The sequence below is a fragment of the Thermohalobaculum sediminis genome, assembly GCF_023487995.1.
Classification (GTDB): domain Bacteria; phylum Pseudomonadota; class Alphaproteobacteria; order Rhodobacterales; family Rhodobacteraceae; genus Thermohalobaculum; species Thermohalobaculum sediminis.
The window spans coordinates 95,800-111,354 of the sequence record NZ_JAMFKN010000006.1; the positions used below are offsets into that span (position 1 = coordinate 95,800).

A 15,555-nucleotide genomic window follows, 5' to 3' on the forward strand; every position below is an offset into this window, starting at 1 on the left:
GGGGGAGCCATGACGGATCGCTTTGGGCGAAGGGCGGTGCTGGCGGGCCTGTGTGCCACCGCGCTCGCACCGGGGGCCTTCGCCTTCGAGGCGCCGCTGCCAAGGCCGCGGCCCGGCGGTCGGGCCAGCGCCGTCGCGCCGGCGCGCCAGTCGCTGCCGCGGGCGCCGAGCGGGGTGTCCGGCTGGCTCGCGGTCGATCTCGACAGCGGCGAGGTGCTGGACGCGCGCAACGCCGACATGCCGATGGCGCCGGCCTCGGTCGCCAAGCTGCCGACCGCGGTCTATGCGCTCGAGCGGCTGGGCCCGGCGCATCGCTTCGCGACCCGTCTCGCCACGCGCGGGCGGATCGAGGGCGATCTGCTGGCGGGCGACCTGATCCTTGCCGGCGGGGGCGATCCCGAACTCGACACCGACGCGCTCCTGCCGCTCGTTCTGGCCTTGAAGGAGAAGGGGGTGCGCCGCGTCGCCGGGCGCTTCGTGGTCGATCCCGGCCCCGCGCCCGAGATCGCGGCGATCGACCCTGAACAGCCGGAGGACGCGGCCTACAACCCGGCGCTTTCGTGGCTCAACCTCAACTTCAACCGCGTCCGTGTCGAGTGGCCGGCGAAGGCCGCGGCCTCGGACATTAAGGTCACGGCACGCGCGCTGAGGCTCGATCCGGATGTGCGCGGGGTGCGCGTGGTCTCGGCCGCGGGGGACGCGCCGGTGCTGATGCACTCCTTCGAGGGCGAGATCGAGGTCTGGCGCATCGCCGACCGCGAGCTGGTGCGAAAGGGCGGTCGCTGGTTGCCGGTGCGCCAGCCCGCCGCCTACGCGGGCGAGGTGTTCGCGGCGCTGGCGGCAACGCATGGCATCGCGCTGCCCGCGCCGGTCGCCGGCCGCTCAAGCCCCGAGGCGGTGATGCTGGCCGCGCAGCCGAGCGCGTCCCTGGTCGCGATCCTCTCGGGCATGCTGCACCACTCGACCAACCTCACCGCCGAGATCGTGGGACAGGCGGCGAGCGGCATGCCGGGCGACCCGCTGGGCTCGGCTGCGGCGATGAACCTGTGGGCCGCGGGCTTCGCCGGGTTTCCGCCCGGCGATGCGGGCTTCGCCTTCGCCAACCATTCGGGCCTGACCACGCGCTCGCGCGTCGCGCCCGCGCGGCTGGTCGCCTTCCTGCGCGCGGCGGCCAAGCGCCCGGCGCCCGAGGGGGCCGAGCCCGGCGACGCGCGCCTGCCCGGCGGCGTCGCGCGGCTGCTGCGGCCGCACCGGATCGCGACCGAGGGGGATGGCCTCGACCATGATCACCTGACGATCGCGGCCAAGACCGGCACGATGGACCTCATTCGCGGGCTGGCGGGCTATATCGTCACGCCGGGCGGGCGGCGGCTGGCCTTCGCGATGTTCTCGAACGATCTCGACCGGCGCTCGGGCGGGGTCACGCGGATCGACCGGGCCTGGATGGGGCGCGCGCGCGGCTTCGAGAAGGCGCTGCTGCGCGACTGGGTTTTGATGGCCGATGCGGGCCGGGTGGCGCAGCGCGGCTAGCCGGCGCTCCCGGCTGCAGGCAGGCCGGGCCAGGCTCGTCGCGCGCGAGGCGGACGGTGCGACTGGCGCTGCCGGACGATCGGTGAAGCGTGAGCGTCACGCAGTGCCCCGCGGCTCCAGCCGCTGGTGGCGCGCGCGCGCGCCCCGCTCGATCGCCGCCGAGGTGAGGCGGTCGACATTGAGGTCGTGGCGCAGGATCTCGAGCAGCCGGAGTTCGGTCATCTCGAGCCTGCCATCGGCGGCAGAGACGTCGCAGGCCAGCGCATACGCCGTCTCGTGCAGGTGGTCGGGCAGGGCCTGGTCGACGAGGCCGACGAGCGCGTCGATCCCGTCCTCGTCCTCGAACAGGTCGTTGACGACGCCGATCACGTTGCTCACCCGATTGCGGTCGTAGCCCTGGAACACCGGCAGGATGTCGATGATCGAGAAGATCCACTTGAGCTCGCGGTCCGAGACGCGCTCGTCTGCCGCCGACACGGCGATCATGACGGCGACAAGGGCATCCTGCGGGCTGAGGGAGTCGGTGGTCATGGGGCCTCGCTGAGGGGATATGCGGCGGGAGTATTGAGAGTATGGTCTGCGCGGATGCGAGACAATATCCGGGCACCATGACGCGCCTGTGACCCGGCGGCGCGGGCCTGCATTGCAGTTGACCGCCGCGCCGGGCGGCACTAGCACTCGGCGCCGGACCCATCGGGGGAAAGGACGACGAGATGACCACGCTGCGCGACATCGCCATGAACGCCAAGGCCTGGCCGTTCGAGGAGGCGCGCAAGCTGGTCAAACGCTTCGAGAAGCGCCCGCCCGAGAAGGGATACGTGCTGTTCGAGACCGGCTACGGCCCCTCGGGCCTGCCGCATATCGGCACCTTCGGCGAGGTCGCGCGCACGACGATGATCCGCCACGCCTTCGAGACGATCTCGGACATCCCGACGAAGCTTCTGTGCTTCTCGGACGACATGGACGGCATGCGCAAGGTGCCCGAGAACGTGCCGCAGCCCGAGATGCTGCGCGAGCACCTGCAGCGCCCGCTGACCTCGGTCCCCGACCCGTTCGGCGAGTTCGAGAGCTTCGGCCACCACAACAACGCGATGCTGCGCCGCTTCCTCGACACCTTCGGGTTCGAATACGAGTTCGCGTCCGCCACCGACTACTACAAGTCCGGGAAGTTCGACGAGATCCTGCTGCGCGCGGCCGAGAAGTACGACGAGATCATGGCGATCATGCTGCCCAGCCTGCGCGAGGAGCGGCAGAAGACCTATTCCTGCTTCCTGCCCATCTCGCCCGAGACGGGGCGCGTGCTCTACGTGCCCATGAAGGAGGTCAACGCGAAGGACGGCACCATCACCTATGAGGGCGAGGACGGGCGCGACGTCACCGTTCCGGTGACCGGCGGGCGGGTCAAGCTGCAGTGGAAGCCCGATTTCGGCGCCCGCTGGGCGGCGCTGGGGGTCGATTTCGAGATGTATGGCAAGGATCATGCCTCGAACACGCCGATCTATGACGGGATCTGCAAGGTCCTCGGCGGCACCCCGCCCGAGCACTACATCTACGAGCTGTTCCTCGACGAGAACGGCGAAAAGATCTCGAAGTCGAAGGGCAACGGGCTCACGATCGACGAATGGCTGACCTACGCCTCGACCGAAAGCCTTGGCTACTTCATGTTCCAGAAGCCGCGCACCGCGAAGCGCATGTATTTCGACGTGATCCCGCGGGCGGTGGACGACTACCACCAGCAGCTGCGCGCCTATGAGGGGCAGGAGCCAGAGAAGCAGCTCGAGAACCCGGTCTGGCACATCCATTCGGGGCATCCGCCGAAGTCGGACCTCGCGGTGTCGTTCGCGATGCTGCTGAACCTCGCCTCGGCCGCGTCGGCCCACGACAAGTCGGTGCTGTGGGGCTTCATCCGGCGCTATGCGCCCGAGGCGAGCCCGGAAACCCATCCGGGGCTGGATGCGGCGGCGGGCCATGCGGTGCGCTATGTCATCGACCGGGTGGCGCCCTTCAAGACTTACCGCCTGCCCGACGAACGCGAGCGCGCGGCGCTTGCCGACCTGCGCGGGCGGCTCGCGGCGCATCAGGGGCCGCGGGACGGCGAGACCTTGCAGGACATCGTCTTCGCGGTCGGCAACGAGCACGGCTTCGAGCCGCTGCGCGACTGGTTCAAGGCGATCTACGAGGTGCTGCTGGGCGCCGAGCAGGGGCCGCGTTTCGGTGGCTTCGTCGCGATCTACGGCGTCGAGGAGACCGTCGCTCTGATCGACCGGGCGCTGGCGGGCGAGCTGGTGGGGGCCGCGGCATGAGCCAGGCGCTGGTCTGGGGCGGCATCGCGGTCGTCTTTCTCGGCGTGATCTGGGGGCGGATCGTGCTGTCGGCGGCGCTCGACTGCATTACCTCGCGCTTCCCCGAGGTGTTCCGGATGCTGTCGGACTACGGCACGCCGGTGCTCAAGAAGTTCTCGAGCGAGGACAAGCGGGTGAGCCGCGCGCTCGCGGCCAAGATGCTGACGGGCGCGCTGCCGGCGAACCTGCGGGCGGACCCGCAGTTCGCCGCGATCCAGCGAAGCTGGCGGATGGCCGTGCTGGCGATGGCGGGCGGTTTCGGGCTGGTCGCGATCGGGTTCCGACTTGCCGGAGCGGCCTGATCTCGCCGCCCTCACTTTGCGGTCCGCGGCTCTCGACAAGGCGCGCGCGAGCAAGCAGGCTGGGGTCATGCACAGACGGCTGGACCTGGTTGCGCTCGGTCTTGCCGCCGCGCTCGCGCAGGGCGTGGCGGGCGCCGTCGCGGCGGCCGAGATCGCGGTCGATGTCGAGCTGGTGCTGGCGGTCGACGTCTCGCGCTCGATGACCCCGCGCGAGCTCGAGATCCAGCGGCGCGGCTATGCCGAGGCGTTGGCGAGCCGCGAGGTGGTCGAGGCGATCGAGACCGGGGGCCATGGCAGGATCGCGCTCACCTATATCGAGTGGGCGGGCGCGAGCCTGCATAACGTGGTCGTCGACTGGACGCTGATCGGGGGCCGCGCCGACGCCGAGGTGGTCGCGCGGCGCCTGACGGCGACCGAGCCAAGCTCGATGCAGCGGACCTCGATCTCGGGGGCCATCGACTTCGCGGCGTCGCGCTTCGAGGGCAACGGCTTCGCGGGGTTGCGCCGGGTGATCGACATTTCGGGCGACGGGCCGAACAATGCGGGCCGCCCGGTCACGCGGGCGCGCGACGACGCGGTCGCGCAGGGGATCGTCATCAACGGTCTGCCGCTGATGACGCGCGAAGGGCTGGGCGCGCAGTGGCATCTCGACGATCTCGATGTCTACTACCGGGAATGCGTGATCGGTGGGCCGACGGCCTTCATGTTGCCGGTCCTCGAATGGGAGCATTTCCAGCAGGCGGTTCGGAACAAGCTGGTGCTGGAGCTGGCGGGGCGCCGGCCAGAGGCCGCGGGCGCCGCGGTGCATCCCGTGGCGGCGACGGGCTATGACTGCCTGATTGGCGAGAAGATCTGGGAGAACCTCTACGGCGACTGGAACTGAGAGACGGGCGCACGCGCCTGGTGGCGGCGGAACCGCCGCGCTGCCGGGGCGTTTTCGGGACGAATGCCATGCGACGGATCTTGCGACTTCTTGGCTACCTGATCGGCGCCGCGGCGGTGGCCGCGGCGGCGGCGGTGGTCCTCGTGGTCTTCATGCCGCGCGAGCAGGTGGCGGCCCTGGTGTCGCGCGAGGTCGAGCGCTCGACCGGGCGGCCGCTGGTGATCGAGGGCGGGCTCGAGGCCTCGATCTGGCCGGTGCTGGGCGTCGCGACCGGGCCGGTCAGGCTCGGCAACGCCGAGTGGGGGACCGCGCCGGACCTCGTGCGCGCCGAGGCTGTCGAGATCGGGGTCGAGCTGGTGGCGCTCCTGTCCGGCGACCTGAAGGTGCGGCGCCTGCGGTTGGTCAAGCCCGTGATCGAGCTCGAGATCGCGGCCGATGGGCGGCGGAACTGGGAGTTCACACCCGCGGGTACGGGGACCGCCGTGCCGGGTGGGGGCGGCACCGGGGCTGCTCGCCAAGCGCCACGCGGCGTCGCGCTACCCGCCGCCGAGATCGTCGATGGCCGGATCAGCCTGCATGACGCGCGCGACGGCCGCAGCGTCGAGGTCGAGGCGTTGGACCTGAGCGCGGCACTCGAGGCGCTCGATGAGCCTGTGACGCTGTCGGCCGAGGGCGTCGTGCAGGGCCGTCGCATCGCGCTCGAGGCGCGGCTTGCGACGCCCGCCGACCTGATGGCGGGCCGAGAGATCACGCTGGAGGCACGGCTGAGCGGCGAGCATGGCGTGGCCAGCTTCGACGGCCACGTGGCGGGGATGGACGCCACGCTGCCGCGCATCGCAGGGACATATGCCCTCGACCTGCCCGACCCCGCAGGGCTGGCCGCGCTCGTAGGCGTGCCCCTCGATCCCGGCTTGGCCGCGCTTGGTCCCGTCGCGGTCGAGGGCATGGCCCAGACCGATGCCACTGCGATGCGCGCGACCGCGAAGGGTCGGATGACATGGCGCCAGCGCGCGGTCGCGGTGGACCTTTCCTTAGCCTCCGAGGACGTGACGGCATCGGAGCCGTCGGCGGTCGTGACGCTTGTGGCCGAGAGCGAGGGGCTGGGGCGTGTCGTCTATGAAGGGCCGGTCGCGCTGGCGGAGGACCGGCCCACGCTCGACGGGCGGTTCGAAGTGGCGCTTGCGGCACCTGCCGCGGCGCTGGCCTGGGCGAGCGGGGGCGCGCCCGAACCCGGCCTCGCGCCGCTGGGCGCGATGACGGCGGCGGCGCAGGTGAGGCTGGTACCGGCTGGCCTCGAGCTCGATGGCGGCGGGACGGCCGAGTGGCGAGGCCGGTCGGTCCGGCTCGATGTCGCGGCCGAGGGCGGCGCGGACTGGCGCGAGGGCGGGCCGCTCACGCTGCAGCTTGCCGCGCAGGCGCCGGGCCTGCTCGAGGCGAGCGCCGAGGGGCGCGCGCGGCTGGGCGCGACAGCGGGCTTCACTGGCCCGGTCAGCGCGAGCACGCCCGACCTGCGCGGCCTGATCGCCTGGGCGAGCGGTACCGCGCCCGAGACCCCGCCGGGCACGATGGGCCCGGCGCGGCTGGCGGGGCGGGTCGAGATCGGGCCCGACCGCGTCGCGGTGAGCGAACTCGACGCCGCGCTCGACGGGACCGAGGCGCGCGGAAGCGCCGAGATCGCGCTGGCGACGACGCCGCCGCGGCTGACGGCGTCGCTGACCGCGGGAGATCTCGACCTCACGCCCGTCCTTGGCGGCCCGGGCGAGGGTGCAGGCGGGGCCGGGAGCGGCAGTGGCGGCACGTCCGTCGGGGGCTGGAGCAGCGAGCCGTTCGATCTCTCGGGGCTCGGGGCGCTCGATGCCGAGGTCACGGTCGATGCCGCCTCGATCCGCGCCGGCGATCTGCGCACGGGGCGCGCGCAGCTCCAGGCGACGCTATCGGGCGGGCGTCTCGACCTCGAGATCCGTCGGCTTGACCTCTATGGCGGTCAGGTCGCGGGTCGGGTCGACCTTGGCGGGCGCGAGACGGCGCGGCTTGCGACCGATCTCGACATCGCGTCGGTCGAGCTTCATCCGCTCCTGACCGCGCTGGGCGTCTCCGACCGGCTGGAGGGGCGCGGCGCGCTGCGCCTGCGGCTCGACGGACAGGGCCGCTCGATGGCCGAGTTGATGCGCAGCCTGAGTGGGGACGGGGCGCTGGACCTGCAGGATGGCGCGGTTCTGGGCGTCAACCTCGCGGCGATCGCGCAGAACCTGACCGGGCGCACGACGGCCGAGCGGACGGACTTCTCGTCGGTCACCGGAAGCTTCGCGATCGAGAAGGGCGTGCTGAGGAACAGCGATTTCGCCTTTCTCGGCCCGCTGCTGCGCGTGACCGGCGTGGGAAGCGTCGATCTCGGCGCGCAGCGGCAGGATTTCACCCTGACGCCGCGGGCGGTGGCGACGCTCCTGGGGCAGGGCGGCCCGCTGCAGGCGGCGGGGCTGTCGATCTTCCCCATCCGCATCACCGGAAGCTGGAGCAATCCGCGGATCGCGCCCGACCTCGGCGCCGCTGTCGGCCGGATCATGCGCTCGCCCGTGGATGCGGCGACCGGGCTGCAGGAGGTGGTCACCGGGGCGGCCAGCCTGCCAGGGGCCGTGATCGGTACGCTGACCGGGCGCGGGGCGGAGGCGCCGACCGAGGGCGGGAGTAGCGCGACCGGGCCGATTGGCGGGCTTCTGGGGACCTTGACGGGGCGTGGCGGGACGACAACCCCCGCACCGGATGCGGGGACGACCACGGGCGCCGGCGGCGAGGCGTCGGCGCCGCCCGCGCCGCGCGATCCGGTCTCGGGCCTTTTGGGTGGGCTCCTGGGCACGCTCGACCCCTCGCGCCGCAATGCGCCGGCCGATGCGACCCCCGCGCCTGCGCCCGCGGACCCTTCGGTCGAGGCGCGCGCCGTGCCCGAGGCGGTGCCCGAGCCCCAGCCCGAACCTGCGCCGGTTGCGGAGGACGGGCAGGGCGGCGCCCTCGCGCCCGGCGCCGCGCCAATGTCGGCACCGCGCCGAACGGCCGGAGCGGCCAAGCCACCCGCGCCGCTGCCGGACGCGCCCGCGGCGGATGGCACGGTCGAACGCATGCCGCCGCCCACCGAGCCCGCGCCGTCGCCCGACGCCGGGCAACCCGCCCGCCCGCGCATCGAGGAAGAGGCCGTGCGCACCCTCGACAACCTGCTCCGAAGCCTCGGCAAGAACTGACGCGCTGCCCGGCGCGCGCAGCCGCAACGCGCCGGCAACCCGATCGCGGCGCCTTACTCTGGTCCGATTTCCGGTATACCCGGCTGACGAGACTCCGGGCCCGTTTCCCAGGCGAGAAGGCTGCATGAAACTTGTCGTGCAAATCCCCGCGCTGAACGAGGAAGACACGCTGGGCCGGACAATCCGCGCGATCCCGCGGCAGGTCGAGGGCTTCGACGCGGTCGAGGTGCTGGTGATTGACGATGGTTCGACCGACGCGACGGTCGATGTGGCCCGTGCGGCGGGGGCTGATCACGTGCTGCGGCTGGGCTGCAACATGGGGCTCGCGCGCGCCTTCGCGGCGGGGATCGAGCGCGCGCTCGCGCTCGGCGCCGATGTGATCGTCAACACCGATGCCGACAACCAATATTGCGCCGACGATATCCCCGCGCTGGTGCAGCCGATCCTGGCGCGCGAAGCCGAGATCGTCGTCGGCGCCCGTCCGATCCTCGAGATCGAGAGCTTCTCGCCGGTCAAGAAGGCGTTGCAGGCGCTGGGAAGCTGGGTGGTGCGGCGCGCGAGTGGCACCGCGATCCCCGACGCGCCGAGCGGGTTTCGCGCCTATTCGCGCCATGCCGCGGCGCGGGTCTGCGTGATCAACACCTACACCTACACGCTCGAGACCATCATCCAGGCCGGCCGCAAGCGCTACCGGATCACCTCGGTGCCGGTGCGCGTGAACCCGGTGACGCGGCCCTCGCGGCTGTTCCGCAGCATCGGGGGCTACACCCTGCGATCGGCGGTGACGATCCTGCGGATCTTCGTGGTCTATGCGCCCCTGCGCTTCTTCACGGCATTGGCGGCGCTGGTGGTATTGCCGGGGCTTGTTGGCGTCGCGCGGTTCCTGTGGCTCTTCGCCATGGATGGCGGCGGGGCCCACATCCAGTCGCTGGTCCTGTCGGGCGCGCTACTGGCGATGGCGAGCATCCTGTTCGCGGTGGGCATCCTCGCCGACCTGATCGCGGTCAACCGCACGCTGCTCGAGGATATCCGGGCGCGGGACCTGCTGCGCGAGCCGGTCCAACCGGCGGCGCAGGGCCCGCAGGTCGCAGGCGCCTCGTGATCCGGCCCGCGGCACCGGGCGGCCACGGCGCAGGGGGCGGCCGGTGAGCATCGCGGCCGCAGGCAACTCGGCCCCCGTGCGGCGGGCGCTCGTGAGCCCGGGCCTAGCGCGCGCGATCCTCGCGGTCGTGATCCTCGCCGGTCTTGGCGCGCAGCTTCATCTCGCCTTCGTGCACGAGATCAACTGGGACGAGTTCCTGCACCTGTCGATCGTGCACGAAGCGGCGCGGGGCGAGCTTGACAGGGCGCTCCAGACCGCCTTCGCCCACGCCTTCGGCTGGGTGCGATGGGTCGCGGATGGTGAGATCGACCAGATCGTGGCGGCGCGGCTGGCGATGTTCGGGCTGATGCTGGGGACGGTGGCCTGCGTCCTTGCCATCGGGCGGCACCTGCTTGGCCTCGACGCGGCGCTGCTTGCGGCGGCGGCCTATGTTTCGTTCTCGTTCGTCGTCGAGCATGCCAGCAGTTTCCGCACCGATCCGCTCGCGGCGTTCCTGCTGATGGCGGCGCTGTGGCTGGTCATCACGCGCCCGCCCGATGTCCTGCGGACCTGCATCGCTGCGACGGCGATCGGGCTTGCGGGGCTCGCGACCATCAAGTCGGCGCTCTACGTGCCCAGCATCGCGGCGGTGCTGCTGATCGGCGTTGCCTGCGCCGGGAACCGCCGCGCGGCGTTGCTGCATGCGCTGGGGCTGGGCGCGCTGGCGGGGTTCGTCTTCTTCGCCGGCCTTGCGCTGCACAAGCTGAGCCTCGCGGGCACCGAGCCGACGATCGGTGGGATCGGCGGCGCGGCCTCCAAGACCCTCGGCGAGCGCGACTTCGCCAACGCGATCTCGGCGTTCGTCCACGCCGTCCGGCGCAACCCGGTGTTCTGGCTCCTGATCGCGGCGGGGCTGGGTGCGGCGGCGGCCTGCGTCGTGCGGTCCCGGGGCGCTGCGCGGGCGCGCTGGGCGGTCGTCCTGGCCTGCGGCGCCATGCTGGGCAGCCTGCTCGTCTACGCCCACAGCTTCCCATATTTCTACCCGTTCATGCTGGCGCCGGCGGTCGTGCTCGCCGGCGCCGCGCCGATGCTCATGCCCGCGCGCGTGCGCCCGATGGTGGCGGCCTTCGCGGGCATCGGGCTCGCGCTCTCGCTCGTCTCGGGTTACCGCGTCGCGCTGGGGCAGGACACGCAGGCCCAGCGGCAGACGCTCGAGGTGGTGCACCGGATGTTCCCCGAGCCCACGCCCTATATCGACCGTTGCTCGATGGTCTCGTCCTACCCCAAGACGGGCTTCTTCATGAGCGCCTGGGGAATGTGGGGCTATTACCGGCAGGGCGTGCCGGTGATGCGGGGCATCCTCGAGCGCGACCAGCCGAAGTTCCTCCTGGCCAATCGCCGGATGCTCGAACTTGACGATCTCGGGCCTGAAGAGCACGGCCCCGCGGCGTTCGGCCTGTTCCGCGAGGACATCGAGACGCTGCGCGCCAACTTCATCCGCCACTGGGGCGCCATATATGTCGCGGGAAAGCGCGTGGAGCTGGCGGGCGGCGGCGGCGAGGCGGCCTTCGAGATCGTGATCGAGGGGCGCTACACGCTCGAGAGCCCGGGCCCGGTGACGATCGACGGCGTTCCCGTCGCGCCGGGCGAGAGTGTCCTCCTCGCCCGCGGGCAGCACCGGATGGCCGCGCCCGGTGAGAGCATGACCGCGACGCTGCGCTGGGGCGAGAGCATCTACCGGCCCGACGAACCCGCGCCCCGGACGCCGCTTTTCACCGGCTTCTGAGTTAGGCGCACCCGTCGGGTCGGGCGGTGGCGCGCTCGCGCCCGGGGGGCCGGATCGCGGCGACACGCCGATCCGCAGCGCTGCGGCGCGGCCCGCAACGCCGGGCATCGGGTGGCGTTGAAAGGGCGTGGGGAACGCGACCCGATCGGTGCCGGCGAGAGGCGTCGCCGCGGCCTCGCGCCCGTTCCCCCGCCCGTCCAGAAGGCGCAGAGGTGCATCTTGTTCACAAAGCGCATTCCGCTCTTCAGCCTTCTCGGCTTCAGCGTGGCGATCGACCTCTGGTGGATCGTGCTCGCGGTACTGGTGACCTGGAGCCTTGCCGCCGGGCTCTTTCCGGCGCTCTACCCGGGCCTCGGGGCTGCGGCATACTGGGGGACGCGGCAGGGCTTGGCGTGCCGGCACTGGGCGTGCTGGCCTATCTCGGCGGGCTCAACATCCTGCTGGCCGTCTTCAACATGGTGCCTGCCTTGCCGCTCGACGGGGGCCGGGTGCTCCGCCCAGCACTGTCAGAAACTTCCGGCTTGAGCCAGTCGGGGCGGGTTCGTAGCGTCGCGGGATGAGCAAATCGAACCCGTTCATGGGCTTCCAAAGCAGCCCAGAGATCATCCGCCTGGCAGTGATCCTGCACAGGATATGGGTGGACGGGACCGAGTTCCGTGGCAGCCGCGACGAGGTCGAAGGCCGCGCCGCCTGATCCGGAAGTCGCAAGCAAGGAGACAGGACGAGACCCAAAACGGATCCGCAACGGCGGAAATGTCCGGCAGGACGCAGGGCACGGCGACATCGTCGAACCAGTTGTCGCGTCCGTCAGCCAGACGGAAAGCACGGAACTTCTGAGATTGATGCGCCTACCCTTTCTGGCCCCAACTTGTGGCGGCCCCCGATCTCGATGGGTGCGCCGACCACGGAGCGAAGAATGAAGCCTGCCTGCCCGCAGATCCGCCCGAGCGAAGACGCCGCCTGAAGGACTTCACAATCACAACCCGATTAGCGAAGACGAGTTCGCATTCGTCCGACACCGCCCGCATGGACATTTCCACGACGTGGACGACCGCGGCGGCCACCAGCTTGCGGGCCATGATCTCGCCAATTACGAGCACCAGAGCCTCGGTTTGCTACCGGCGCGGGATGCGCTTCCGATGGGGCCCGACGGCGATGTCGTCGGCTCTGGCGCCGCCGGCGCCATTAGAACACGGTCTGGCTTCATTCGGCGCCAGGATGGAGGCCACCGGCGCCCGAAGCGCAAGCCACGGCATCGGCCTTCCCGTCGAAGCTCCGCGCCATCGGGACGCGTCTCTTGCGGCGCATTTGAGCCCGCCACTTGGTTCCACGTTTTCTGATACTCGCCATCACGTGGTCCTTTGTCGTGTGACACAGGTGTGACGGCATCGAGAGACAGGACGTGTGGACGCCCGATGGGAGTCCTAACTCATTGTCTGGATTTGAGAAATATGGTGGGCGCGGCTGGGATTGAACCAGCGACCCCTACGATGTCAACGTAGTGCTCTCCCACTGAGCTACGCGCCCTGAGCATCGGGGTGGGAAGGCGTATAATCCGCGTCGGGGCGGCGTGCAACCCCCTATCGGCGTGCGCAAAAGGGGATGCGCACGCGGCCCCGAGCCTCTAGAGTGGCGCCATGAGCGAGACCGACCCCTTCGTGCTGTCCGAGCCCGCGGCCTTGGCGTCGGGGGCGGTGTTCAGTTCGCCCCATAGCGGCCGCAACTATCCCGAAGAGCTGCTTCGCCGCTCGCGCCTCGGTATGCCTGGGCTCAGGGCGTCCGAGGACGTGCTGGTCGACGAGCTGTTCGGCGACGCGCCGCGGTTCGGGGCCCCGCTGTTGCGGGCGACGGCGCCGCGCGCATGGCTCGACCTCAACCGCGCGCCGGCCGAGTTCGATCCGGCGCTGATCGAGGGGATCCGGCCGCAGGGGCTGAACCAGCGGGTCGCCGCGGGCCTCGGCGTCGTGCCCCGCGTCGTCTCGGAGGGGGCCGAAATCTACCATGGCAAGATCACGCTTGCCGAGGCCGAGGCGCGGGTGGCGCGCATCCACGTGCCCTATCATCAGCGGCTCGAGGCGCTGCTCGCCCGCGCGCGCGGCCGGTTCGGCGCGGCGGTCCTGTTCGACTGCCATTCGATGCCGACCGAAGCCCTGCGCGCGGCGCCGCGGGTGCATGGGAGGACGCCCGAGATCGTTCTGGGCGACCGCTTCGGGGCGGCGTCGGGCCGCGCGGTGATGGCGGCGACGCAGGCGGCGTTCGAGCGCGCGGGCTTCGTCGTAGCCCGCAACGCGCCCTTCGCGGGTGGCTACATCACGCAGCGCTATGGCCGCCCGGCCCGTGGATTCCACGCGGTGCAGATCGAGATCGACCGCGGGCTCTATCTCGACCAGGCGAGGCTGGAGCCGCTAGAAGGCTTCGACGCGATCCGCCAGCGGCTCGCCGGCGTGATCGGCGATCTCGTCCGCATCACGCCCGAACTTGGCGCCGTCGCAGCCGAGTGACCGCCCGGCGCGTCGCCTCCGTGCCACGTGAGGCCGCGCGCCTTTCCCACTGCATTGAAACAAAAAAAGGCCGGGTTGCCCCGGCCCAAGTCTAAGGGAGGAAACGCCCAGGAAGGGCGGCGGTGCCGAAGCACCGCTGTCCAGGATGTTAGGTGTGCGCCGCAACAAAGACAAGAGTGCACATGCGAAATAGGGTGATTTCCGGGAAGAATTCGCGGCACCTTCGCTGACTGGGCGGCAGCGGTGCCACAGGCGCCGAAACTTTGGGCAGGCCGTGCAGCGAACTGCCCCCGGCGCGGGCGGTGGCGAGGCGCGGGCCGGGGCGACTCAGCGGAGCGCGCGGCCGCGGATGATCGCGTCGGCGCCGAAGCGGGCGCGAATCTGGTCGGTCGCGCGCTCGGCGCGACCGGCGGGGGTCTCGGGGGATCCGAAGAGCGCGTCGGGCGCGTACGGCACGTCCGCCTCCAGCGCACCGAGGCCCACCCCGAGCAGCCGGAAGGGTGCGCCCCCCATGGCGCCCTGCAGCAGCGGCTCGGCGGCGCGGAAGATCGTCTCGGCGAGGTTCGTAGCCGACTCGAGCCGCGTCTGGCGGGTGATCTGGCGGAAGTCGGCGGCCTTGAGCTTGAGCGTCACGCCGCGCCCGACGATCCGTCTCGACTTCGCCCGGTCCGAGGTCCGCAGCGCGAGGCGCCACAGATGGCCGATCAGCATGTCCAAGTCGCGGACGTCTTCGTCGAAGGTGATCTCGGAGGAGATGCTCCTGGGTGGCTCGTGGGGGTTCACGCGGCGGTGGTCGATTCCCTGGGCGAGTTCCCACAGCCGCCGCCCGACGCTGCCGTGGCGGGCGACCAGCGTCGCGGGGTCGGCGTTCGCGAGATCAGCGTTCGTCCGCAGCCCGTCGGCCTCGAGCCGGGCGGCCATGGCGGCGCCGACCCCCCAGATCGTCCGCACCGGGCGCGGCGCGAGGAAGGCGCGGGCCTCGGCCCGGCCGATCACCGCGAAGCCGCGCGGCTTGTCGAGGTCGGAGGCGAGCTTGGCCAGATACTTGTTGTGGCTGAGCCCGACCGAGACGGTGACGCCCAGCTCGTCCTCGATCCGCCGCGCGAGGCGGGCCATCGAGAGCGCGGGCGGAGCGCCGAGCAGCCGCTCGGTCCCCGCGAGGTCGAGGAACGCCTCGTCGAGCGAGAGCGGCTCGACCAGCGGCGTCAGCGCCTCCATCCGGGCGCGGATCTCGCGGCTCACGGCGGCGTAGAGCTCCATCCGAGGCCGCACCACCACCGCGTCGGGGCAGAGTTCGAGCGCGCGGAACATCGGCATGGCCGACCGAACCCCGGCGATCCGGGCGATGTAGCAGCAGGTCGAGACAACACCCCGCCGCCCCCCGCCGACGATCACGGGGAGGTCGGCGAGGGCGGGGTCCTCGCGCTTCTCGACCGAGGCATAGAAGGCGTCGCAGTCGAGATGGGCGACCGAAAGCGACCCGAGTTCGGCATGCGCAAGCATCCGCCGCCGCCCGCAGGCCGGGCAGCGCGGGCCGGGGGCGTGGTCGAACCAGGTCAGACAGTCGCGGCAGAGGGCCTCCATGGGCGGGACGTTAGCAGGTTGGGGGGTGAGGCGGGAGAGCCCCTGCCTGCCGATCCGGTCGCCGGGGATGCGAGGGGCCGACCTCGCCGATCGGCACGACGCCTTGGGCTTTGCCACGGCGACGCCGGGTATGCCGGTCACCGCCGCGGGGGCGGTGCTGCCGGCCGCTGTCGCGGATGGGGGCGGTCGCGGACTGCGCTCCCGCACCATACTGGCTTCGCGCGAAGCCCGGCGGCGCGGTCCGGCGCGGGAGCCCGCGGATGGACCGGGTCTGCGCCGCGGATGAGATCGTGGCGCGCGGGCCGCCCGGACC

Annotated in this window: 12 protein-coding genes and 1 tRNA gene; 10 read left to right on the forward strand and 3 right to left on the reverse strand. The window is 71.5% G+C overall.

Annotated elements, in window-relative coordinates:
- Positions 1–9 precede the first annotated feature (9 nt).
- Complete coding sequence (gene dacB, locus M1105_RS13375; protein WP_249580875.1) at positions 10–1,530, forward strand: D-alanyl-D-alanine carboxypeptidase/D-alanyl-D-alanine endopeptidase; 1,521 nt, start codon at positions 10–12, stop codon at positions 1,528–1,530.
- 96 nt (positions 1,531–1,626) lie between these two features.
- Here the strand turns inward: dacB and M1105_RS13380 are convergent, their stop codons facing one another.
- On the reverse strand, positions 1,627–2,061 hold the full coding sequence (locus M1105_RS13380) for a tellurite resistance TerB family protein (protein WP_249580876.1): 435 nt from the start codon (positions 2,059–2,061) through the stop codon (positions 1,627–1,629).
- 182 nt (positions 2,062–2,243) lie between these two features.
- On the opposite strand from M1105_RS13380, the gene M1105_RS13385 reads away from it, so the two are divergent.
- The 8 genes from M1105_RS13385 (at position 2,244) to M1105_RS13420 (ending at position 11,851) form a co-directional block, all read left to right on the forward strand.
- Positions 2,244–3,833, forward strand: coding sequence for a lysine--tRNA ligase (locus tag M1105_RS13385; protein ID WP_249580877.1), 1,590 nt, complete (start codon positions 2,244–2,246; stop codon positions 3,831–3,833).
- Positions 3,830–4,174, forward strand: a complete 345-nt coding sequence (locus M1105_RS13390; RefSeq protein WP_249580878.1) for a hypothetical protein — start codon at positions 3,830–3,832, stop codon at positions 4,172–4,174. The genes M1105_RS13385 and M1105_RS13390 overlap by 4 nt, the downstream gene beginning before the upstream one ends.
- Positions 4,175–4,241: 67 nt before the next feature.
- A complete protein-coding gene (locus M1105_RS13395) occupies positions 4,242–5,057 on the forward strand; it encodes a DUF1194 domain-containing protein (protein WP_249580879.1) in 816 nt (271 codons plus the stop codon).
- Positions 5,058–5,125: 68 nt separating this feature from the next.
- The gene (locus tag M1105_RS13400) at positions 5,126–8,290 is read left to right on the forward strand and encodes an AsmA family protein (protein WP_249580880.1); all 3,165 of its coding nucleotides are present in this window, start codon (positions 5,126–5,128) and stop codon (positions 8,288–8,290) included.
- Between the two features lie 124 nt (positions 8,291–8,414).
- On the forward strand, positions 8,415–9,392 hold the full coding sequence (locus M1105_RS13405; RefSeq protein ID WP_249580881.1) for a glycosyltransferase family 2 protein: 978 nt from the start codon (positions 8,415–8,417) through the stop codon (positions 9,390–9,392).
- A gap of 43 nt (positions 9,393–9,435) precedes the next feature.
- Positions 9,436–11,157: a hypothetical protein gene (locus M1105_RS13410; protein ID WP_249580882.1), complete on the forward strand. Its 1,722-nt coding sequence runs from the start codon at positions 9,436–9,438 to the stop codon at positions 11,155–11,157.
- A gap of 392 nt (positions 11,158–11,549) precedes the next feature.
- On the forward strand, positions 11,550–11,717 hold the full coding sequence (locus M1105_RS13415) for a site-2 protease family protein (RefSeq protein ID WP_249580883.1): 168 nt from the start codon (positions 11,550–11,552) through the stop codon (positions 11,715–11,717).
- A complete protein-coding gene (locus M1105_RS13420) occupies positions 11,714–11,851 on the forward strand; it encodes a hypothetical protein (protein ID WP_249580884.1) in 138 nt (45 codons plus the stop codon). Before M1105_RS13415 ends, M1105_RS13420 begins: the two co-directional genes overlap by 4 nt.
- 758 nt (positions 11,852–12,609) lie before the next feature.
- Here M1105_RS13420 and M1105_RS13425 read toward each other — a convergent pair.
- Positions 12,610–12,684, reverse strand: a tRNA-Val gene (locus M1105_RS13425).
- A gap of 110 nt (positions 12,685–12,794) precedes the next feature.
- Between M1105_RS13425 and M1105_RS13430 the strand changes: the two genes are divergently transcribed.
- Positions 12,795–13,658, forward strand: coding sequence for an N-formylglutamate amidohydrolase (locus tag M1105_RS13430; RefSeq protein ID WP_249580885.1), 864 nt, complete (start codon positions 12,795–12,797; stop codon positions 13,656–13,658).
- A 327-nt stretch (positions 13,659–13,985) separates the two neighbouring features.
- On the opposite strand, the gene M1105_RS13435 is transcribed toward M1105_RS13430, so the two are convergent.
- Complete coding sequence (locus tag M1105_RS13435) at positions 13,986–15,242, reverse strand: DNA polymerase IV (protein WP_249580886.1); 1,257 nt, start codon at positions 15,240–15,242, stop codon at positions 13,986–13,988.
- Between the last annotated feature and the right edge of the window lie 313 nt (positions 15,243–15,555).